Source organism: Parabacteroides sp. An277, from assembly GCF_002159645.1.
Taxonomy (GTDB): domain Bacteria; phylum Bacteroidota; class Bacteroidia; order Bacteroidales; family Tannerellaceae; genus Parabacteroides.
In genome coordinates this window covers 16,980-39,846 of record NZ_NFJB01000015.1, presented here as the reverse complement: position 1 = coordinate 39,846, position 22,867 = coordinate 16,980, and the positions used below count along the sequence as shown (strand labels likewise).

Genomic DNA, 22,867 nt, shown 5'->3' with positions numbered 1-22,867 from the left:
ATATTTTTAAGTGGAAAATAGTAACTTTGCAACATATTAATCACAAAACAATCTTATATGGGAAAATTTGCGGAGCAGCAAGAGCTGCAGAAAGAAAACAAGGAGAAGCTAAAAGTAGGCCGCGAAAAGCTGGGTAGTTTCTTCTATGATTTGGCGAAGATAGCTTTTACGAGCTTGGTCGCGGGAGGTATTGTGACGATGATTTCGGGTCAACAGAAACCTGTGCTCTGGGGAATAGTGGCTCTTGGTATAAGTGCCACCTATGTATTTGCTCAAATTGGTAATAACATTATAAAACAGTAGTGTATGGAAATCTCATTAGAACCGTTGCTAATCCTGTTCATCGCTATGAATGTCGTCGGCATCGGCATCCTTGTCTGGATGAAAACGCCGGCCGGAAAGAAATGGCTAAAGAATTTATAAATGGCATGAATAGAACGGATACAAAATTGACAATGGACAATTTTCCCCGTTCGTAGGGGCGGGCAAAAAAATAGGGCGGATACAATCCGCCCCCTACAAGCATTTCATTGTCAATTGTCAATTCTCCATTGTCAATTGAAAATTACCACAACGTGATGGGCTCTGGATATTCCACTACCAGCGGGCTACCGCCATCGTAAGTTTCGATGCGGACTTTGTATTGTCCTTCCGTCAAATCCGGAACCATCGTAAATTCGCAACTGGTCTCTGTGACGTTAGTGATGGTCTCCGGGTTAATCCATTCGATGTAATCCTGATCATTGACGAGCCCGATGACGTGCTCCAGCGTACCATCCTGTCCCTTCAGCGTAAATCCTTGATATTCCACGCCGGTTTGCTTGCCTCGCTCGATGCGGTTCGGATTCTCCGGGTCGCCTCCCTCTTTTTGGTAGACGGCGGTGATTTCGGGGGTGATGGGTTCGGGTTCCGGGGTGGGTTCCGGTTCCGGCTCGGGCTTGTCGTCTTTCCCTTTCGAACCCAATCCCAGGCGAGTGCGGACAGTCCGGTCGTGCTGGTAGAGCAGTCCGTTCATGTTGTTGATAATCTTCGAGAGCGCCGCCTCCTTTTCTGCGTCCTTGGTGGAGAGGAAATTAACCATATAATAGGAGTTGATGGCGAGGGCAAGTTGCCGGAACGCTTCATCCGTCTGCGGGCGGAGTTGCTTCATGTTAGCCGATACATTGCGGGTATTCATCGTGCGCGTACGTTCCACATACAGTGCGTTATACGCGTCGTTCGCCTCCTTCGCCTTCGCCAGCGCGTCCGTCAGGTGCAGGGCTTCGATGTCGGCCGCATTCGCCTCGTCTTGCAACTTTTCGTACACGTCGTCCAGTATCGCGGTTTCTTCGGCATACGGTTTCGTCGCCGCACCGCGCGAAGGCTTGATAATCCGCGCCAACCGCTTGGCCGCCGCAGCCAGCGCGTCGTCCAAACAGAAGTTGGCATACGCGTCTACCACGTTTGCAATCAAATAAAAACCATTATCACGGACCTTATCCGTCGTTAACATGTCTTCCGTCTCCGTGAAAGATGTATTTACCAAGAAACAATCATTTTCCCGATTGACCGCCGCCGCATAATTAAACCGAGGAGTTTCAAACCCTTGCGCCTTAGCTACATCCTCTGGAACCTCCGCCAGCAAGTTGTTGTGCAGGGTAACATGTTCTGCGTTGCGGGCACGTGAAAAATTCACATCCGCTTGAATACATAAAACGTTCATAAGCTTTTTATTTTTTAGAAATTAACGATGGCATGAAGGTAATGTTTTTTAGTCAGCCGGACAAATACGACGGTTTAAAAACGACGTTTTTAGGATTTTTTATGCCGAGCATCCGCCTAAACGTCGTTTGGAAACAGGCTCGAATCGAGAAAGCTTTAAAACTTTATTTTACCTCTTTCACGCATGTAGAAAGCCCCCAAACGTAGTTTGGAAAGTTTTCCGCCGGAAGAAAGCCCAAAAACTTCATTTTTAACATTTCTCTTGCCGAGAACGCCTCCCCACGTAGTTTGGAAGGCTTCTCGCCGGGAGAAAGTCTCCCAACTTCCTTTTTTTCTTTCGCTTTCCTGCGAAAGCTTCAAAACATCGTTTTGTAAACGTCTCCACTGGAGAAACAACATAAAGATTGTTTTGGCGTTTTCTCCGTTAATTTTGATAGCAAAATCACCATTTTGCTATCATTTTGATTTTTTACATTTTCCAAAAAGAAGATAAGATTGGAGAAAAACAGGCGAGGCAGCCCATCTGTTCATAAATTTGCCGCCTCGCATGTAGAAAAATAAACAATTTTATTCCGCCGTTTGCGTTACCCGGATAGGCGTCGTGATTAACGAAATGCCCGCGATGCGTACCTCCACGACGCGTTCCTTTCCCGTCGTGTTCGGTTCTATATCAAAAACAATCAAGTATTCTTCTTTTTTCTGAATAGTATACCAATCACCCGACATTTCAGGATAAGGCGTGTTGATGCCATTGATTTCCTCGTAACCATTGTTCCGATAAGGCATTTTCTCGCCGTCGTGAATCTCCGTTACGCCTTCCAGCCACCAATCCAGGCGATCCGTCCGCACCGTAACGATTCCGCCCTCCGCGCCGACAGTTGATGCTGCCGGCGAAAGATTGATCGGGATCAGTTTCCCCGGCGCTTCGTCGTCGCAACTGATGAGGAAGAAGGGCAATAGGAGCAATAAATGAATCAGATTCTTGTACATTGTTTTCATGTTATCTGCCGCTTGATAAGAGATAAAGTTGATCATTATCGTCTAAGAACGGTTGCATATCTGGATCTGGTTGCTCATAACTTGCAAACCAACCATTAGAGTTTGGTCCCCATCCCCAATTACAATAAAGACTGTTCACACGAATAACTTTCATATTAGGAGCTACAGTGGATGCATCTATTACACAATCAATGCCCGTCCACAACCACGTGTGACCTTCTCGAGGACTTTTTCTGAAACCTGAAGAAATATGAGGACGTTTATAATTCAAACAATTCAACAATAAACTTTCATCTACATTTTCATCTTGTTCATAATAATATCTTACGTTCCAATCGTCTAAATAAGGACGAATATCTCTTGACCATGCACCACTCCCTGTACAACCGTATTCAGTACCAAGTAAACTACCTATATGAATAACGAACCATGCTTCAGGAGGTGTATTCAACGGTTGTGTCTCCATTATTGGATAAGAATCGCTAAAACTTGAAAAATCATATAATCCAGATAATGCTGTAGGTTGGATAGTTGCTAAAGCTTGTGCTACAGCTATTGGAGTACAACCAGCGGGACAATGTCCATCACTTCTTGAAGAGCATTCTGGAGTTAATGCATTATAGGGAGCATTCTGATGCCAAGCAAAACGGGAAACAGGTTGTACTATGTATCGTTTTTCAGTCACCGCTTTTGTCTGGGGTTCACTTTGTGATTTGTAATAATCCACCAAATCCATCTTGCATTGGGCAGGAAGATATGATAATGTAGCAGCTAAACCTATATTATAAGTAGTATCGGACAGCTGTCCCTCTTCTACATAAGCATAAACACGATTGATACGCTCGTCGGAAGTGGCAATACAATATCCTTGTTTTCCGTCCTTTTCAATTACTAAGGTATATACATCTACTTTCGCACTGTCTCCTACATTTACAGCATTCGTCGATAATGTTTGAACACCTAATTCTTTGCTTAAATCGAAAGCGTAAGTGGTTACTTCATGGCTAATCACTTCTATTTCCGAATTCCCAGCTTTTGTTAACTGATCTCCTTGATGTGTTTCTGCAAATGATTTCATCAAATCAACCGTTAATTCCAAATTACTTTTAGGCATATCCGCTCCTTGCGAAATCAACCCATTCTCTTCACCTGTACAACTGATTAAAGTTGTAAGGCTTAATGAAGCCGCTAATAAAAAATAATACTTCATGGCTCTTTATTTTTTAATTAAAAATTAAGATTCTCTTTTACTTTGCAAAAGTAGATAATCTGAAACAAGGAAATATTTCATTTGTGTGACATTTATGTGATAATGCCGTTGCGTATAACAAAATGCCCGAAATGCGTATAGCGGTAGCAGTGCCATCTTAAAAACAAGGTAATAAACAAAGGCGCGGAGCTAAAGAAAAGCCCCGCGCCGCCGTATTTAAAATTCGGTATTCAAGCCCTTAATTGAATTCCTTGTCGTATTTCATCTGCGCGTCGGCCACGAACTGCTTGATGCGCTGCTCGTCTTCGCGCTTGCAGATGAGGAGGACGTTGCCCGACTCGGCGATGATGTAATCGTGCAAGCCCTGGATGACGGCGAGCCGCCCTTCGTCGCCCAGCGCGATGATGTTCCCGCTGCTTTCATACATGAGGGTGCGCGTCTTGAGCGGTGCGTTCTGGTGTTCGTCTTTGTCGGCGATGTCGTAGAGCGCGCCCCAGGTGCCCAAATCGGCCCAGCCAAAGTTCACGCACAGCATGTAGACATTCTCCGCTTTTTCCATCACGCCGTAATCGATGGAGATATTCGGGCAGTAGGGGAAATTCTGGTGAATGAAAGGATGCTCCTCAGGCGTATTGAAGACGGGGCCGCCCAAGTCGAAACGGGCTGTGATTTCCGGCAGGTACTTGTGGAACGCGTCGAGAATCGTCTTCACATTCCAGAGGAAGATACCGGAATTCCAGAAGAATTCGCCGCTTTCGTAGAAAATTTTAGCAAGCTCCAAATCCGGTTTCTCGGTGAACGTCTTGACTTTGGTGAATCCTTCCGTCGCGATTTCGCAACTCTGGATATAGCCATAGCCTGTTTCCGGACGGCTGGGACGGATGCCCATCGTGAGGAGCGCGTCGTGCGTCTTGACAAAATCTAATCCCATCTGCACATCCTCGAGGAAGAGGTCTTCTTTAAGGATGAGATGGTCGGACGGAGCCACTACGATGTTCGCTTTCGGGTTTCTCGCTTGGATATGGTATGCCGCGTAGGCAATGCAGGGAGCCGTGTTGCGCCGTGCCGGTTCCAATAAAATTTGGCTGGCCTTCATCTGGGGCAATTGCTGGCGGATAAGTTCAAAATACGCCTCGTTGGTTACAATATATATATTTTCTTCCGGGATAATCTTTGCAAAACGGTCATACGTCATTTGCAACAAAGAACGTCCCGTCCCAAAGAAATCCAAGAACTGTTTCGGGTAGGATTCGCGGCTGAACGGCCAGAATCGACTCCCGATACCACCTCCCATAATAACGCAATAATTATCGGTCATAATTCTATTGACAAATTAAAGATTTATACACAGCGCAAAGCTAACGAAATAATCTCTTATAACCATTCGAAAGTACGTAAATAATCACAGAAAAAGCACAAACGAAAATTTTTTTGCAAAAAAATAGCCGAAACGCTTGCCAGTTCAAAAAAAAGCCTTACCTTTGCATCGCATTTGAGAAATAAAGCAAATGCCCAGATGGCGGAATCGGTAGACGCGCTGGTCTCAAACACCAGTGGATTCACTTCCATCCCGGTTCGACCCCGGGTCTGGGTACTTAAAATCCCTGATAATCAACTGATTATCAGGGATTTTTCTTTTTAGCAAGTGTACTAAACGTGTACTTCCTGTCTGTAATCTTGATAACGGATAGCTAATTCATTTACCGTTATAAGTTTTTCTAATTATCGGTGATGTTTCTGGAATTAATACCTTGTTTGGGACGCTTCTTCTTTGTACATTTGCACATGTTAAAACAATATGCGGAAAATGAAGAAAGCAAAATCACTCAATATCAAGGGAAAGCTTGTCACGTTGGATGAGCCATGGATTATGGGAATCTTGAATGTCACGCCTGATTCTTTTTATGCAGCCAGCAGGGTAGAAGAGGAATCGGAGATTTATAAAAGGATTGAGACCATTTTGTTGGAAGGGGGACGGATTGTCGACATTGGCGGATGCTCTACGCGTCCCGGTGCGTATATCCCTACGGAAGAAGAGGAACGGGAACGTTTGGAAGGAGTATTGTCGATATTGATGCATCATTATCCGGGGGTGATTGTCTCGGTGGATACGTTCCGGGCCAATATTGCTCGTTGGGCGGTTGAGGAGTATGGGGCATCCATCATTAATGACGTGTCTGGCGGAGATATGGATCCCGAAATGTTTCGTACGATTGCGGATTTGCGCATACCTTATATTATCATGCACATGCGAGGCACACCCGAAACGATGCAGAGCATGACGACTTACGAAAATGTAACGGCGGAGGTGTTGCAATCGTTGGCCACTAAAATGGATCAATTGTATCAATTGGGCGTAAATGATGTGATTGTCGACCCGGGTTTCGGTTTTAGCAAGACGGTAGCACAAAATTACGAATTAATGCGGCATCTGTCTGATTTCCGGATTTTGGAGGCACCTTTGTTGGTAGGTGTTTCCAGGAAAAAGATGGTTTACGAGACGTTGGAGACAACGCCAGAAAATAGTTTGAATGGAACAACTGTATTGAATGCCTTCTCACTTTTGCAGGGGGCGGATATTTTGCGGGTACATGATGTACGTGCAGCGGTCGAGGCAGTTCGAATCACTCAGTTATTGAAGGAGGAGTAAACTATGTGGATGCACTTTGGTGTGAAGGATTTGATAGATGTCTTATTGGTGGCATTCTTCCTGTACCAAGTTTACAAACTGATGAAGAACTCGGGCGCACTGGCTATTTTCAGTGGCGTCGTGTCTTTCATTGTGATTTGGATTTTGGTATCGCAAATATTGGAGATGCGCCTGATGGGGGCTATCTTGGATAAAGTCATCAATGTTGGTGTCATTGTATTAGTAATTTTATTCCAAGATGAGATACGGCGTTTCTTGGTGGCGATGGGTTCGCATCGGGGATGGCAATTCTTTACGCGCCTCTTTGCCCGAAAAAACCAAGGAGATGAGAACGAATCCAGTTTTGTGGCTCCCATTGTCTTGGCCTGTATGAGCATGGCAAAGAAAAAGACAGGAGCTTTGATTTGCATCCAGCAAGACGTGGATTTGTCTATTTATGAACATACAGGCGAAATGTTTAATGCCGACGTGAATGCCCGTCTGATAGAAAACATCTTTTTCAAGAATAGTCCGTTACACGATGGAGCCATGATTATTGCCAAGAACCGCATCCGTGCCGCTGGGTGTATCTTGCCGGTAGCACAGACGGCCAGTTTGCCGAAAGAAATGGGATTGCGGCATCGCTCGGGTTTGGGCATGTCGCTCGAAACAGATGCATTGGTCATCATTGTATCAGAAGAGAGAGGCAAGATTTCCGTAGCCCATAATGGAAATATAAGTGTAAATATTAGTGGCGAGGAGCTTCAGCAAATCCTCTCGGGTGAACGTCCCGTGACGAATTACTGTTAAATGTTCTGAAAGTGTCGCCAAATCGGACAAATTAATCCTTCTATTTTGCAAACTCTATATGGCATTATGCCTAATTTTGTAGCGTAGAAACAAAGATGATTATTTAAATTATAATAAAATCTTCCGTATATGGATTTAATGCAAGGAATTATTGCGCGTGCGAAAGCAAACAAACAGCGCATCGTTCTTCCTGAGGGAACTGAAGAAAGAACATTGAAAGCAGCCGACCGTTTGTTGGCTGATGGGGTAGCAGATATCGTGTTGATTGGTAATCCGGATGAAATCGGTAAGTTGGCTACTGAATGGGGGTTGTCTCATATTGCTGAAGCCAAGATTGTAGATCCGAAGAATCATGAAAAGAAAGCTGCATATGCCGATTTGTTGGTTCAATTGCGCCAGAAGAAGGGTATGACACCGGAAAAAGCGGCTGTGTTGGTAGAAGATCCGTTGTATTTGGGTTGCTTGATGATCAAAGCTGGAGATGCAGACGGAGAAATTGCTGGTGCTCAGAATACGACAGGAAATGTGTTGCGTCCGGCGTTGCAGATTATTAAGACGGCTCCGGGCATGAGTTGCGTATCAGGTGCATTCTTGATGTTTACGCAGACTCCACAGTATGGAGAGAATGGGTTGTTTGTATTTGCTGATTGTGCAGTGATGCCTAATCCGAATGCACAGGAGTTGGCTAGCATTGCTGTAGCTACTGCTGAAACGGCTCGTACGATTGCTGATATCGAACCGCGTGTGGCTATGTTGAGCTTTTCGACAAAGGGTAGTGCTTCTCACGAAATGGTTGATAAAGTAGTAGAAGCTACTCGGTTGGCTAAAGAAATGGAACCGGATTTGAAGATAGATGGTGAATTGCAGGCTGATGCAGCTTTGGTTGAGAAAGTAGGCGCTCAGAAGGCTCCGGGAAGTGAAATCGCAGGTAAGGCAAATGTGTTGGTATTCCCTACGTTGGAAGTAGGAAATATTGCTTATAAATTAGTACAGCGTTTGGGTGGAGCTGAGGCTATTGGCCCGATTTTGCAGGGTATGGCCGCTCCGGTTAACGACCTCTCTCGTGGTTGCTCGGTAGACGATGTGTACAAGATGGTCGCTATCGCATGTAACCAGTCTATCGCTTTAAAAGCACATCGTAAATAATTACAAAAACACAGTGTGATATGAAAATCTTAGTTTTAAATTGTGGTAGTAGTTCTATCAAGTACAAGTTGTTCGATATGACGTCGGGTCGCGTGATGGCGCAAGGCGGTATCGAAAAGATCGGTTTGCCCGATGCGTTTCTGAAGTTGACGGATAAGGACGGGAAAAAGGTTATCTTGGAAAAGGATATCCCTGAACATCAAGCAGGCATTCAGTTTATCTTGAGCGTCTTGACGGATGATACGTATGGCTGCATCAAAGATTATAAAGAAATTGATGCTGTAGGGCATCGGGTCGTACATGGCGGCGAGAAGTTTGCTTCCAGTGTGCTGCTGACGAAGGAAGTGTTAGAGCAAGTCGTAGAATGTTCTGAATTGGCTCCGTTACACAATCCGGCGAACTTGAAGGGTATTGCGGCCATGGAGGCTTTGATTCCAGGCATCCCACAGGTAGGTGTCTTCGATACGGCTTTCCATCAGACGATGCCGGCTAAGGCGTATATGTATGGTTTGCCTTACGAGTTATATCAGAAATATGGTATCCGTCGTTATGGTTTCCACGGAACGAGCCATCGGTATGTTTCGAAACGGGCATGCGAGATTTTAGGTGTCAATTACGAAGAACAGAAAATTATCACGGCACATGTAGGTAATGGAGGGTCGATTGCGGCTGTCATGAATGGTAAATGCGTGGATACGTCGATGGGGTTGACTCCGACGGAAGGCCTGTTGATGGGTACGCGTTGCGGTGATGTGGACCCGGGTGCCATTCCTTTCATCATGGAAAAAGAACATCTGGATGCACATGGGCTGTCGGTGTTGTTCAATAAGAAAAGCGGTGTGGCTGGCCTCGTAGGTGGTTCGTCGGATATGCGCGACTTGGAGGCGGCTGTGGCCAAAGGCGATGAGCGGGCGATTATGACACTCGACGTCTACAATTACCGTATTAAGAAATATATTGGTGCCTATGCGGCAGCTATGGGCGGTTGTGATATCTTGGTATGGACGGGCGGCGTAGGCGAAAATCAGTGGGAAACGCGTCGGGTCGTATGCGAAGGTATGGAATATATGGGCATGAAGATCGATGTCGAGAAGAACCATGGCTTGCGTGGCGAAGAGGCTGTTATCAGTACGCCGGACAGCAAGGTGACTATCATGGTAGTCCCGACCGACGAAGAATATATGATTGCTTCTGATACATTGGCTATATTGTCAAAATAAGTATTATTAATTAATCCCTCGCAGCTTACACAAAACGAGGTTTTGAGCTGCCCCGGCGCGGTCCGGGGCGGCTTTTTTAATGAGTTTGCCTAAATGCCTTAGTATAAATGAAAGAATCCTTATATCTTTGTGGTCTGAAATGTAAACAATATTATGTATGGAAAGAGTTCAAGTGGTGATTCCTGTCTATCAAAATCAATTGTCGGAGTCGGAGTTTCATTCTTTAAGGCAAGTATGTAAAGTCTTAAAGCGTTACCCTTTGGTCATCGTAAAACCAGAGAGCCTGGATGTGTCAAATTGGAAGGAGATCTATCCGTTATTAGAAATCGAGTCGTTTCCGGATGAATACTTTAAAGGTATTAGTGGATATAACCGTTTGATGTTGTCGGAACTGTTCTATAGCCGTTTTGTGGAACGTACGGAATATCTGTTGATTTATCAGTTGGATGCCTATGTTTTTCGCGATGAATTGGAAGAATGGTGCAACAAAGGATATGATTATGTAGGGGCGCCTTGGATACAACGTCCGGTTTACAACCGATTGCCTGTATCCGTTTGGATGCGTTTATCCAGGTGGCATAGTCGTGTGCGAAAAGAACCTTCGCGGCAGGATTTATACAATAAAGTGGGGAATGGCGGATTTTCTTTGCGCCATGTAGCACATCATTTAGCGGCTGTGCGGAAATACAAGGAAAAGATTGTACGCTTCCTTTCCTATACCGATAACCATTTCTATAATGAAGATGTCTTTTGGGCTACGGAAGTACCTGAATTTCATTATCCGAAAGCCGCAGAGGCTTTGCGTTTTTCGTTTGACAGGCATCCTGCTTATTGTTTCCGGTTGACCCATGGGAAATTGCCATTCGGTTGCCATGCGTGGTCGAAGAAGCGGATGATTCATTTTTGGAAAGATATTATTTATACCTCGGCAAAATGAAGTTGGAGCGTATTTGGAGAAACAAACTGCTTTCCTTGTATTATTATGTGCGAGAATGCTTATCGCCTTCCCGCCTGCAAGATGTGCACGACATACCTATCATTATCAATAATTTCAATCGGCTGACTACGTTAAAGGAGTTAATAGCAGCTTTATGCCAACGTGGCTATCGCCATATCTATATTTTGGATAACGCTTCTACCTATCCACCTCTATTGGACTATTATGCCACGTGCCCGTTTGAGGTCATTCGGTTAGATGCGAACCTGGGGTTCAAAGCGCTATGGAAGTCGGGGATGTATAAACGTTTTTGCCATGATTATTATGTGTATACAGATTCGGATGTTGTGCCCATAGAAGCTTGTCCGGCTGATTTTTTGGACTACTTCTATCAGGTATTAAAGGCGCATCCGTTGGCGCGGAAAGTCGGGTTCTCACTTCGTATCGATAACCTACCAGATTCTTATCGGTACAAGGAGAGGGTTCTCGCTATGGAAACGCCTTATTATAAACATCCAGTGGATGGGTTGTACCGTGCGCCAATTGATACGACTTTTGCGCTTTATCGTCCTCGGGTCGGACTAAGCCGGAGTCGTTATGTAGAGTCGTACCGGACAGCTTATCCCTATCAGGCAGAACATAAACCATGGTACGTGGATTCTGCCGCTCTAACGGACGAAGAGCGTTATTACGTAACGCATTGCACGCAGAAAACGGCTTGGAGCCAATTGTCAGTTCAATGAAAATTATTCGTACCTTTACCCCCGCATTCAAACGAATTTTGTTCAATTACAAAGGCACAGATTCTTTTTCCTCTATGTACACAAATGAAGTGGGAATTTATCGAACCTTTTTATGCCGAGAATGTCGAAGTGGGGCTTCCGGAACGGCTTGCACCAATGGAGAAGACCCTCTCCGAGTTTCCGGAACGGCTTGCACCGACGGAGAAGACCCTCTCCGAGTTCTCGGAACGGCTTGCACCGATGGAGAAGACCCTCTCCGAGTTTCCGGAACAGCTTGCACCGATGGAGAAGACCCTCTCCGAGTTCTCGGAATGGCTTGCACCGACGGAGAAGACCCTCTCCGAGTTTTCGGAACGGCTTGCGCCGATGGAGAAGACCCTCTCCGAGTTTCCGGAACGGCTTGCACCGACGGAGAAGACCTTCTCCGAGTTTCCGGAACGGCTTGCACCGACGGAGAAGACCTTCTCCGAGTTCTCGGAATGGCTTGCACCGACGGAGAAAACTCCAATCCCCCCAGAAAAATGGGCCTCGAAAGAGGTCCAATCCTCATGTAGCCGTAGGTCGAAGCCATCGGCGAGGCCTGCGGTATATCGTGGACATCCATTTCGTGGCGTATAAACTGCAGGCCTCGCTCCGCTTCGACCCGCAGCTACCTGAAAATCGGACCTCTCCGAGGCCCTATCCATAAAAAGCCCCTTCCTGTACATGGCAGAAAGAGGCTTCTGTAAGTTTTGCGCCCCGGTCTTCCCAGAAGGGAGCGCGTTTTGAATAGAATTTTGAGTTCTTATCCGAATGCAGGGGATTCAGGGACGAAACCCCACGGTTTGGAGGATAAAACTGAAAACGGAAGGAGAGGAGAGTACTACGGGATTCGGTATCGTATCAACTTATGCAGACTATTGCACTATAGGGTGCAGTTATTTGCAACAGTTGTTGCAAACTTACTCGATAGCGGAGAAAATGGAGATGAATAAATATTTTATTCGGTTAAATAACCTGTAAATCGGGATATCCATAAAGAAAATACGTATTTTTGAACCGTTTAAATAAAGGAAATCATGCGAGTATCTATTAAAGACATAGCACAAGCGTTAAATCTCTCTAAAGCCACTATCTCCTGGATTCTTTCCGGGCAAGGGGAGGCAAAGGGATTTAGTGAGGCTACCATCAAAAGGGTGAAAGAATATGCCGAGTCGGTCAATTATCGGCCGAATTTATTAGCGCGTAGCTTGTCTTTAGGAACATCTAATATCATGGGCTTGATTATCCCCTTTCTAAGCGATACCTACTATGCGTCTTTAGCCGGGGCGATAGAAAAGGAGGCGACGCGAAGGAAATACTCGTTGGTAGTATGTAGCTCAGAAGGTGATGGAGAAAAGGAATATGAGTTGGTCAGGAACCTGAAAGCTACGCAAGTAGACGGCATTATATTGGCTCCGACCAAGACAGATAAACGAGCGCTCTCTTTCTTGCAAAACGATTCGCTTCCGTTTGTGTTGGTAGACCGATATTATCCTAATATCCAGTCTAATTACGTGATAGTAAACAACCGAGAAGCCTGTTATCAAGTCGTTCGCCATTTAGGAGAAATAGGAGCGAGAAAAATAGCGTTGCTGACGACGGATATGCATCTCTATGTGATGAAACAACGGGTAGAGGGCTATCGAAACGCATTGCAAGATTTAGGTGTGGAGATGAATTTGTCCCTCGAACTTTGCATTGACCGCAAGACCTACCAGACGGATATCATCAACAAATTGGATGGCCTTTTCCAGGAAGTACCGGATGTAGACGGGTTCTTTTTCGCGACCCACTATCTGGCAATCGAGGCCATTCGTTATTTCATTCGGCATGGCATTAATTATCGGGAACGTTTCCATATGGGATGTTTCCATGAGACTGAAGCATTGGATATATTGGCGCCGGAAATCAGTATCTCAAGGATGCCCTTGGCGAAAATAGGAACAACCGCTGTAGATATATTGCTGGCGAATATTCAAGAGAAAGATCATTATACCTATCAGAATGTAATTATCGAGAATGAGTTTTTACCAGAAGCCTATAAAAAACAATGAAGTAACATGAAAACAGCTATCATTATTGTAGGAATGCTTTTAGGAGGAATTTATACATCGCAAGGAGCTACGAATCCAGACTTGCTCCAAGTGAAGATACATGACTTCTATAAATATCGTCCGGACGGGAAGGCCGGACGTTCCATCAAGTTAGTCTATCAGGGAGATAAAAAGCTGGAAAACGCGAAAGTAGAAATCTTTTCTAAGAAGGGAAACGAGACCTTCCCTATAGCGGTGAACGCAACCCCGGATTCTATTCCGGTTCTTTTGGCACCGGCTATTGGCGTGGAGCAGACGGATACCATTGTGGCGAGCCTTGTAATCGGGAACGAGCGTTTGTCGCAGGAGGTTATTGTCCCTTCGATGCGGCATTGGACGGTGTATATCTATCCGCATTCGCATGTGGACATTGGTTATACGAACACGCAAGAGAATGTAGAGTTCATTCACAAACGGAATTTGGATGTAGCAATGGATTTGGCGGAAAAGACCGCTAATTATCCAGAGGATGCCCGCTTTCGTTGGAATCCGGAAGTAGTGTGGCCGGTAGAACGTTACTTGAATAGCGAATCGCCAGAGAAGAAGAAACGCTTGCTTAAGGCAATTAAGGATGGGACTATCTCTGTGGATGCCGGGTATGTCAGTACGAACACCAGTGCAAGTAGCGATGAGGAGCTGCTCCAACTATTCCATTGGGGCAAGAAGATAGAAAAAGAGACAGGTAAACCTGTACGAACGATGGTACAGACAGACATACCGGGCATGTCGTGGGGTGTTGTGACTGCTGCAAATGAACTGGGTATTGATTATGTCTTATCCTTATTTAATGGTAGCGACCGTACCGGATGGACGCACGAGCTTAGTTTCCACCCTTTCTGGTGGATAGGTCCGGACGGGAAATCGAAAGTATTGTTCCTTCAACCGGGTGCTTATACACCAGGTGCTTTAGCTAAAGGAAAATATTTCTGGCCGAAACTGGCAGGACAAATAGACAGGAGCAAATTATTCCCAGTAGTACAAACTGAGCATCCACGAGAAAATTTCGTAGATGCTTACTTAGCGGAAATGCTCCCCAAACTGGAGAAAGACAAGGAATATCCATACGATATTTTCCCGATGACGTGGTGTATGGCAGATAATACTCCGATTGATGTTGATTTACCGGATGCCGTGAAAAGTTGGAACGAGGAATATGCCTATCCACATCTGAAAATTTGCACAGCTACAGAAATCATGGAAGCTTTTGATGAACGTTGGGGCGATCAATTGCCTACGTTACAGGGAGACTTCACCGAGTATTGGACCGATGGATTAGGTTCAAGTGCGGAGAAAACGGGAGAGAGCCGGGAAGTGAAAGAGCGTCTGGTGCAATCGGAGATATTATGGAGCATGTTGCATCCCAGCGAAGAGGAGCCGGAAGAGATGGTTCAGGAGGCTTGGCGGAACATGATTCTAAGCACAGAGCATACTTGGGCGTTCATGGATCCGCAAAGGCAACCCATCCAAGACAATATTCTGAAGACAAAGCTCGGTTATTTCGACACGGCAAGGGCTTTGACCGATCAATTACGGGAAATGACCTATGAGGACATCGAGGATAAGAATTCCGACCAGCTCTCTGTCTTCAACACGGATTTATGGGTAAAGAGCGGATTGGTCACGCTCCCGAAAGAGCTTGCCGATAAATATGGCAGCCTTTGTGATGAGAACGGGAGAGAAGTTGTTTGCCAACGATTAACTACCGGCGAACTGGTTTTCTTTGCTGAGGATGTCCCTGCTTTAGGGTACAAGAATTATCAATTAAAGCAAGGAAGCGCATCGCAGGACCATGCATTTGCTACAACCTCCCCGACTCAATTAGACAATGGCATCGTACAAGTAAAGGTAGACCCTTTGTCTGGAGATATCATCAGCCTGCTTTATCAAGACGAGGAGTTCGTAGACCAAGAGGCATTAGTGGCATTGAACAGCTATCGTTATCTGAAAGGTGGAGATACATCGGGTCGTGCTTATAAGCCTACGAATGTACGCATTTCCATCGGCGAACAAGGACCTTTGGTGAACTCGCTCCTTATTGAATCTGATGCCAAGGGTTGCAATAGCTTACGTCGTGAAGTCCGTTTGGTAAAAGGTTCTGCCGTTGTAGAATTCAATAATTTAGTAGATAAGCAAGCCATTACAGAGAAAGAGGGTATCCACTTCGGTTTCGCCTTTAATGTTCCTCAATCTACGGTGCGGGTCAATATCCCGTGGGGCGTCATGGAACTGGAAAAAGAACAATTGAAGGCGGGAAACCGCAACTGGATAGCTTTGCAACGTTGGCTGGATGTTTCCAACGAAGAGAAAGGCGTAACGTGGTGTTCTCTGAATGCATGCTCTTTCGAAAGTGGAGATTTAACTGCAAACATAATAGGAGGTGCTTACGAATCGCCTTTATGGATTCGCAAATTGCAACCCAGCTCCACGATTTACTCTTGGGCGTTGAACAACCATTGGCACACGAACTTCCGCCTCTTCCAGGATGGAAAGATTGAGTTTAAATACCGGGTATGGCCTCATGTGGGTGACTACGATGTCGTATCCTCCAATCAATTCGCGATGGAACAATACCGTCCGATGGTAGCAGTGCAGACGAAAAAGAACTTCAAAGTGAAGAACTCCCTGTCTGTGAACGCGAGCGACAAAATTGTCCTCTCGAATTATAAGACCGTAAACGAAGGGAAAAACAGCATCGTGCGTCTCTTCTCCTTATCCGACCAAGACGAGCAAGTCTCTTTATCCTGGAGTAAAAAGCAACCTAAGTCTATTGTGTACATACAAAACGGAAAAGAGGTAAAACTTTCTGATATAAAGGAATCGTTCTTCGTGCCGGCGAAAGGAGCCCTATCTGTATGGATAAACTGGTGAGTATTTTAGGACAAAGGTATCGTTCCCAAGCTATGGAAGCGTCAGTACCAAGCTTTGGAACTAACATTCCCAAGCTTTGGGAGTAAGGGTTCCAAAGCTTGGAACAGACGATACCTAACTTTGGGAGCGATGCGGAAGTACTAGATGTAAGTATTTATTCCTTATTATAAATAGTATATGAAAAGAATATTTGCTATCGCAATGTCTGTATGTGTATTCCCGCTTATGGGGCTGAAGGCTCAATTTGCGGGAAACACATATGTATGTGACCAGGAGTCCTTTCAGCGCTTGAAGGACTTGTCGAATTCCTCATTGAAGAATGGGGATATTTATGTGTTTACCACGACTCATCAGGATTTGGCTTGGTTGAATCACCTGGATGCGTGTATCGCAGACCGGGACACGCTTTGGCTGACTCCTTTCCTGAAGCGATTGGAAGAAGATCCGACCTTCCAGATGGATATTGAACAGACTTCTATCCTTCGGGAATATATTCATCGACATCCGGAGACCTATCCCTTATTCGTTAAGTATATGAAAGAGGGACGTATCTGTGTGGGAGGAACGTTTATCCAGCCCTACGAGGAGATGTATTCCGGAGAATCTTTAGCTCGCCAGTTCTATCTGGGGACTAAATGGCTGAAGAAAAATTTCGATGGGTATCAGACCTCTTCTTACTTTAACGTGGATGTACCGGGACGTACCCTGCAAATGCCTCAATTGATAAGCAAGGCGGGTATCCAAAACCTGATTATCAGCCGGCACGAAAGGGGATTGTTCTATTGGGAAGCACCGGATGGTTCGAAAGTTCGTACCTATACACCGGGACATTACATCTATTTTTATAATGTATTGGGGAAGAGTGATACCGCTGCAGTCAATGAGATGACCCAAGAGGCTATCCTTTGGTACACGAAATATAATGATGTCAAGAATTCGAAAACCGTCATGCCCGCGATGCTTAATTATGAGTTATCCTGGGATCGGAAGCCGGTAGAGAATTGTCCCGTATTCATGGAGAAATGGAACAATGTCCGCTATGTGATGAACTCGGAGAACGGAGAGAAGATGAAGGTATCTTTGCCCAAGTTCAAATATGCGACGGCAGATGATTTCTTCGAGACCTTAGACCACTCTACTTCTACTTTGCCCACCACGCATGGCGAGCGTCCGAACGTATGGCTTTATATTCATGGACCTTCTCACGAGAAAGCGATTACGGTTAGCCGGGAAGGAGATGTCCTGCTTCCCGCGGCGGAGATGATGTCTTCTTATGGAGCGATGCTTCGGAAATCATTCGATAAATATCCGGTCAATACCCTGAACGAGGCTTGGGAAGCCAAAATTTATCCGGACCATGGATGGGGTGGAAACGGAGGTATCATGACGGATAATCTATTCCAACGGAAGTTTGAGTTCGCCCTCTCGAAAGCGAATCAGGTGATTGATGAGCAATCCAACTTCTTAGCCTCCTCCATCGGATTCCAGGAGGGGAAAGGCCGTCCTATCGTGTTATTCAACAATCGATCGTTCTCCCGCACCGCACCCGCCGAGGTCAATATCTCCTTTGAGCCGGGCTACGCCAAGTATGTCCTGGTAAAAGACTATCAAGGGAAGGTTATCAATAGCCAGCTCTCGGAGGTAAACCGTTACCCGGATGGCTCTATCGAACGGGCCAAGTTACATTTCCTAGCTGAGGAACTACCTTCTATGGGGCTTAAAACGTACTATTTGAACCCGCAAAACCTAGCTTCGTCCAATACGCCTAAATCGAACTCCAACCTCATCGAGAACCAATATTACCGGATTGAGTTGGTGAACGGAGGTATCAAACAGATTTATGACAAGGAGATGGGTTGTCCCTTGTTGAACACGGACAAGTTCCTGGGAGGCGAGGTCATCACCATGCGTTCCGTCGGGAATGGTGCCGGGGAGTTCGATGCGGTACAGCAACCGGATATGGAAGGCTTCGACAAGACCTCGAACTATGCCCAGGTTTGGACATTGGAGGAAGAGGGACCCGTATATACTTCTTATAAATTACGTTCCCCCATCCGTAACGCGGTGATAGAACAGACCTTGCGAGTTTATCATCAGATGAAGAAAATCGATATGGACGTGGATATTCTGAATTGGGATGCGGTACTCTATCGGGAGTATCGCTTGATGTGGCCTTTGGCGTTCCAGAACTCAGAGATCTCCTATGAGGTTCCTTACGGGGCGTTAACTGTTGGAAAGGACGAGATGCCGGGTGCCGCCGGGGAACGGTATTATGTAGAGAACAAGAAGCAACATCCTCGTGGTATCGGGAACTGGTTGAGCGCATCCGGAGAGAAATGCGCGGTGACGTTATCCTCATCCGTGGCCGTAGCGGATTATATCGACCCTACAGACCAACCCGTGGATTACACTATTCTCCAGCCTATTCTATTGGCTTCCCGCAAGAGTTGTCATCCATTAGGAAATGAGTACTTGCAACCCGGAGATCATTCTTATCATTTTTCCCTGACCTCTCACGCTACTAATAGTATCAATAGAGAGGAGTTTGGCACCTCGTCCAACGATCCTCTGGTAAGCGTATATAATCCGATTCCCTATAAAGGAGCCTCTTTGCCGGAAGAAGTATCGTTCATATCCATCGATAACCCGAATGTAAAAATAACTGCGGTTAAGAAATGTGAGGATGATAATAGCTTGATTCTGCGTATGTATAATTGCTCGAATGAGGAAGAATCCGTACATTTGCGGATGTTTGTTCAACCCAAGGAGATTATTCATACGAATCTGATAGAGGAAGAGCAAGCATCTGTGCAAGAAATCAAATTGGGTAAATATGCGATAGAAACTTATAAGATTAAATTTTAGATATGCTGAAATTCAATTTTTTGCAGAAAACATTACTCCTCTTGCCTCTGCTGTTGATGGGAGGAGCTTGTACGACGGCTCCGAAAGAAGCGAAAGTAAGCGAGGAGTCATTAACTCAATATGTAGAGCCCCGTATCGGGACGGCGCATTGCCGATGGTTCCATTTCGCTCCGGGAGCGATGCCTTTTGGACTTGCCAAGCCTGCAGCGGCCACGAACGCCAGTGTAGGAAACAAATCCGGATGGGAAGCTACCGGATATGATTATCGGGATACCTCCATCGAGGGATTCCCTTGCCTGCATGAGTTCCAAGTGGGCGGTATCGTGTTGATGCCTACGGTAGGTGAGTTGAAAACTGTTCCGGGCGGCGTGAACTCGAAGGATGAAGGTTATCGATCCGAATTCGATCATCAGGACGAGGTCGCTACGGCGGGTTATTACTCGGTTCTGCTTAAGGATTATAACGTAAAGGCGGAGCTAACGGCTACCCCTCGGGTCGCTTTCCAGAAGTTCACCTTCCCCAAGAGTGAAGAGAGCCATATCCTATTTGATATAGGGAATCGCCAAGGGGAGAGTGGTCCGGTAGTTGATGCTTCCGTAGAACTCGTGGAGGATGACTTGGTAGAAGGATGGGTCACGACTCTCCCCGCTTATAGCAATAAATATCAATCGGGCGCTACGGTCTCCATGTTCTTCTCTGCGAAATTGGATAAACCCGCGGATGCCTTCGGCTCTTTCGTAAAGAGAAAAGTGCAAGCGGATAGCAGAACAGCTAAAGGAATCGGTGCCGGTCTTTACCTGACCTATAAAACCCAAGAGAATGAGTCCATCACCGCGAAGGTGGGGCTCTCCTACACCTCCATTGCCAACGCCCGGTTGAATAGAGAGACCGAGACCCATCAAGACCAGATGAGTTTCGAGGAGGCCCGCGAGATTTCTCATGCTACTTGGGAGAAATATTTAGGACGCATCCGGGTAGAGACTCCGGTTAAGGAGGATAAGGTGAAGTTCTATACCGGACTTTATCACGCTATCTTGGGAAGAGGAATAGCGAACGATGTAAACGGTGCTTACCCGAAGAATGATGGTTCCATCGGACAATTACCTTTAAAAGAGGGAAAACCCGCATTCTCTTTCGTGAATTCGGATGGTATCTGGGGTGGCCAATGGAACTTGATTCAAGTGTGGGCTTTGGCCTATCCGGAATATCTATCGGATTATGTAAGTACGCACGTTCAGGTTTATAAAGATACGGGCTGGCTGGGAGACGGTATCGCATGTAGCCGGTATGTCTCCGGCGTGGGAACCAACCAACTGGGGAACGTTATCGCCGCGGCTTATCTATGTGGTATTCATGACTTTGATGTGGAGAGCGCTTATGAGGCGGCCCGGAAGAATGAGTTGGGCGGAGAGAACCGACCGATGGGTGCCGGCAAATTGGATACGGACCTATTCGTAAAATATGGATATGTACCTCATTTGGATAAAGGCACGGGACCGGATGAAGCTTGGATGTTCTCCGCCTCTCATACCTTGGAGTATTCGTTTGGGGCTTACGCGGTGGCTCAGATGGCTAAGGCTTTAGGTAAGACCGATGATTATAACACTTTAATGAATTTATCCAAAGGATGGGAACGTATTTACAATACGGAGACCAATCTAATCCAACCGAAATATAAGGATGGACGCTTCATCGATAACTTCGATCCGATGCAGGTATGGCGTGGATTCCAGGAAGGGAACGCTTATCAATATACCTTCTATGTCCCTCATGACGCGAAATCCTTGATAGCGAAGATGGGTACGGAGGAGTTTACCCAACGTTTGGATAGTATCTTTATCATTTCCCAAGACAAGATCTTCAGTGGAGGAACAACAATTGATGCTTTCGCTGGTTTACAGACCTATTATAATCAGGGAAATCAACCTTGCTTGCACATCCCTTGGTTATTCTATCAAGCGGAAAGGCCCTCATTAAGCCAGAAATGGGTACGTGCTATCTTGGATGAGTTCTATGGCACCGACGGTATTCATGGATATGGTTATGGGCAAGATGAAGACCAAGGGCAATTAGGTGCTTGGTATGTGATTTCCTCTATTGGTTTATTCGATGTGGTAGGATTAGCGAACGAGAATGCCACCTTCGCGGTAGGTAGTCCCCTGTTCGATAAGGTAACCATCCAATTAAACAAGGAGTATTATCCGGGCGATACATTCGTCATCACCTGCAAAAACAATAGTAAGACGAATATCTATGTGCAGGATTACCGTTTAAATGGAGAACCGTTACACACTCCATTCATTCCATTTAAAGAGGTAGTCAAAGGTGGTGAATTAGATTTGGATATGTCGAACACTGCCAAAGACTCATATTAATATTCATTATAAAGGAAACTGTTTTGATTCCCTTACGATAGGCTGGGGAATCTAACAGTTTCCTTTTTTACTATGAAAAAATCAAGTAGTTATCATGAAGATTCCATCATAAAGCTGATGGGTTGGGATTTCGGGCTCCCGTTGCTCTTTCATATTTGGACCTTAATGAAGTTATTCATTGTGTGGAAGTGGAAGCGTTTTTAGGGCTTTCTGTATCATCTCTCCTGAGGCGAGGGCTTGGCTGAGCTGTACTACGTGGGCATGGAGCGTAGCATATTCGTCGGAAGTGATGCGGGAAAGAGTTGCTTCCAAGTCTTCAAGCGAATGCAGGCAGATGCCAATATGGTGGTCGCGGACGAACGGAACGAGACCGGACTCGTCCCAGACAATGAGCGGGAGGTGGCAACGGAGGTAGAGCGATGCCTTGTGTGGGTTATTGTAACGAAGGTATTCTCCGAAATTACCCGTGCAGGTTGTTATAGAGTCACCATCCCAGACCAGACCAAAGTCTCCTTGAACTGTTGCGATGAGTTGGTCCGAATCGACGAATCCATGATACGTGAACCGTTCCGGATGCTGCACTTTATCTATTTCGAAACCATTCCCATAAAGATGGAAAGAGAGGCTATGTAAACAGGGCTCCAACTGGTAGAGGAACCGGTTTTTGCGAGGATTTAATGCACCGGCATATGCGATAGCGTAGGGACGCTGGCCGATATCGGAGGGGAGTGTTGTGGGGGCTTGGGTGTCCGAAAGGTAATCCCAGATACCGAGGCTCGTCATGGGCAAAAGGCAACCTTGTTCACGCAGCCAAGAGGTCATGGCATCGTTGAGAGTGATGAGGGCATCGGTGTGGGAAAGGCGGGCTATCTCTTGTGGGATAGTTAGTTTCTTGCGGCGAAAAGAACCGAGGTCGTGTATAAGTGTAACCACCTGTGCTCCTTTTTGATGCGCTACGTTACAAACAAACGTGAAGTATTTCTTCAGCGGGTATTGCAGAAGAAGGACATCGCCTCGGCGGATACGGAAACACATTACGCAGACGCTGGCTAAGGTACGGAAGAAACTATACACTTTATTGTCTGAGCGTGTCTGGGGTAGTCCTATGTTGACAAATCCTTTCTCTGCCCAAATTTGTTCCATGTCTGTCTTTGCCTTACTTCCGGCACTGCGCATGTTTTTGTAATTGCGCGATAGATAGCAATATCTCATATAGGTGAATTAGGTGAATGAATTATTCTATTTCCGTA

18 protein-coding genes and 1 tRNA gene are annotated in these 22,867 nt (G+C 45.8%); 13 read left to right on the top strand and 6 right to left on the bottom strand.

Annotation, left to right across the window (positions count from 1 at the left end):
- Positions 1-57 precede the first annotated feature (57 nt).
- Positions 58-303, top strand: coding sequence for a hypothetical protein (locus B5F77_RS07540; RefSeq protein ID WP_087329573.1), 246 nt, complete (start codon positions 58-60; stop codon positions 301-303).
- 262 nt (positions 304-565) lie between these two features.
- Here B5F77_RS07540 and B5F77_RS07535 read toward each other — a convergent pair whose 3' ends face one another.
- The 5 genes from B5F77_RS07535 to B5F77_RS07520 form a co-directional block, all read right to left on the bottom strand.
- Positions 566-1,702, bottom strand: a complete 1,137-nt coding sequence (locus tag B5F77_RS07535; RefSeq protein ID WP_087329571.1) for a DUF6261 family protein — start codon at positions 1,700-1,702, stop codon at positions 566-568.
- Positions 1,703-1,857: 155 nt separating this feature from the next.
- Entirely contained in the window at positions 1,858-2,100 is a 243-nt protein-coding gene (locus B5F77_RS15575) for a hypothetical protein (protein ID WP_140392838.1), read from the bottom strand.
- Between the two features lie 168 nt (positions 2,101-2,268).
- Positions 2,269-2,700, bottom strand: coding sequence for a BACON domain-containing protein (locus B5F77_RS07530; protein ID WP_087329569.1), 432 nt, complete (start codon positions 2,698-2,700; stop codon positions 2,269-2,271).
- Position 2,701: 1 nt separating this feature from the next.
- Entirely contained in the window at positions 2,702-3,910 is a 1,209-nt protein-coding gene (locus B5F77_RS07525; protein ID WP_087329567.1) for a C10 family peptidase, read from the bottom strand.
- Between the two features lie 238 nt (positions 3,911-4,148).
- Positions 4,149-5,228, bottom strand: coding sequence for a mannose-1-phosphate guanylyltransferase (locus B5F77_RS07520; RefSeq protein ID WP_087329565.1), 1,080 nt, complete (start codon positions 5,226-5,228; stop codon positions 4,149-4,151).
- A 192-nt stretch (positions 5,229-5,420) separates the two neighbouring features.
- Between B5F77_RS07520 and B5F77_RS07515 the strand changes: the two genes are divergently transcribed.
- The 12 genes from B5F77_RS07515 to B5F77_RS07455 all read left to right on the top strand — a co-directional run bounded on the left by B5F77_RS07515 (position 5,421) and on the right by B5F77_RS07455 (position 21,617).
- Positions 5,421-5,504, top strand: a tRNA-Leu gene (locus tag B5F77_RS07515).
- A 204-nt stretch (positions 5,505-5,708) separates the two neighbouring features.
- Positions 5,709-6,560 carry a dihydropteroate synthase gene (folP, locus tag B5F77_RS07510; RefSeq protein WP_087329563.1) on the top strand — a complete coding sequence of 284 codons (852 nt, stop codon included), beginning with the start codon at positions 5,709-5,711 and terminating at the stop codon, positions 6,558-6,560.
- Between the two features lie 3 nt (positions 6,561-6,563).
- Positions 6,564-7,349, top strand: a complete 786-nt coding sequence (cdaA, locus tag B5F77_RS07505; RefSeq protein ID WP_087329561.1) for a diadenylate cyclase CdaA — start codon at positions 6,564-6,566, stop codon at positions 7,347-7,349.
- 129 nt (positions 7,350-7,478) lie between these two features.
- Positions 7,479-8,495: a phosphate acetyltransferase gene (pta, locus tag B5F77_RS07500; protein WP_087329559.1), complete on the top strand. Its 1,017-nt coding sequence runs from the start codon at positions 7,479-7,481 to the stop codon at positions 8,493-8,495.
- 20 nt (positions 8,496-8,515) lie between these two features.
- Positions 8,516-9,715, top strand: a complete 1,200-nt coding sequence (locus B5F77_RS07495) for an acetate kinase (protein ID WP_087329557.1) — start codon at positions 8,516-8,518, stop codon at positions 9,713-9,715.
- Between the two features lie 157 nt (positions 9,716-9,872).
- Positions 9,873-10,652: a DUF5672 family protein gene (locus B5F77_RS07490; protein WP_087329555.1), complete on the top strand. Its 780-nt coding sequence runs from the start codon at positions 9,873-9,875 to the stop codon at positions 10,650-10,652.
- Entirely contained in the window at positions 10,649-11,395 is a 747-nt protein-coding gene (locus tag B5F77_RS07485; RefSeq protein ID WP_087329554.1) for a glycosyltransferase, read from the top strand. Before B5F77_RS07490 ends, B5F77_RS07485 begins: the two co-directional genes overlap by 4 nt.
- Positions 11,396-11,479: 84 nt before the next feature.
- A complete protein-coding gene (locus tag B5F77_RS07480; protein ID WP_087329553.1) occupies positions 11,480-12,013 on the top strand; it encodes a hypothetical protein in 534 nt (177 codons plus the stop codon).
- A gap of 440 nt (positions 12,014-12,453) precedes the next feature.
- The gene (locus tag B5F77_RS07470) at positions 12,454-13,470 is read left to right on the top strand and encodes a LacI family DNA-binding transcriptional regulator (RefSeq protein ID WP_087329549.1); all 1,017 of its coding nucleotides are present in this window, start codon (positions 12,454-12,456) and stop codon (positions 13,468-13,470) included.
- A 6-nt stretch (positions 13,471-13,476) separates the two neighbouring features.
- Complete coding sequence (locus B5F77_RS07465) at positions 13,477-16,377, top strand: glycoside hydrolase family 38 C-terminal domain-containing protein (RefSeq protein WP_087329547.1); 2,901 nt, start codon at positions 13,477-13,479, stop codon at positions 16,375-16,377.
- A gap of 177 nt (positions 16,378-16,554) precedes the next feature.
- Positions 16,555-19,242, top strand: a complete 2,688-nt coding sequence (locus tag B5F77_RS07460; protein ID WP_087329546.1) for a glycosyl hydrolase-related protein — start codon at positions 16,555-16,557, stop codon at positions 19,240-19,242.
- Positions 19,243-19,244: 2 nt separating this feature from the next.
- Complete coding sequence (locus B5F77_RS07455; RefSeq protein WP_087329544.1) at positions 19,245-21,617, top strand: GH92 family glycosyl hydrolase; 2,373 nt, start codon at positions 19,245-19,247, stop codon at positions 21,615-21,617.
- 171 nt (positions 21,618-21,788) lie between these two features.
- On the opposite strand, the gene B5F77_RS07450 is transcribed toward B5F77_RS07455, so the two are convergent.
- The gene (locus B5F77_RS07450) at positions 21,789-22,760 is read right to left on the bottom strand and encodes a galactofuranosyltransferase (RefSeq protein ID WP_239445798.1); all 972 of its coding nucleotides are present in this window, start codon (positions 22,758-22,760) and stop codon (positions 21,789-21,791) included.
- Between the last annotated feature and the right edge of the window lie 107 nt (positions 22,761-22,867).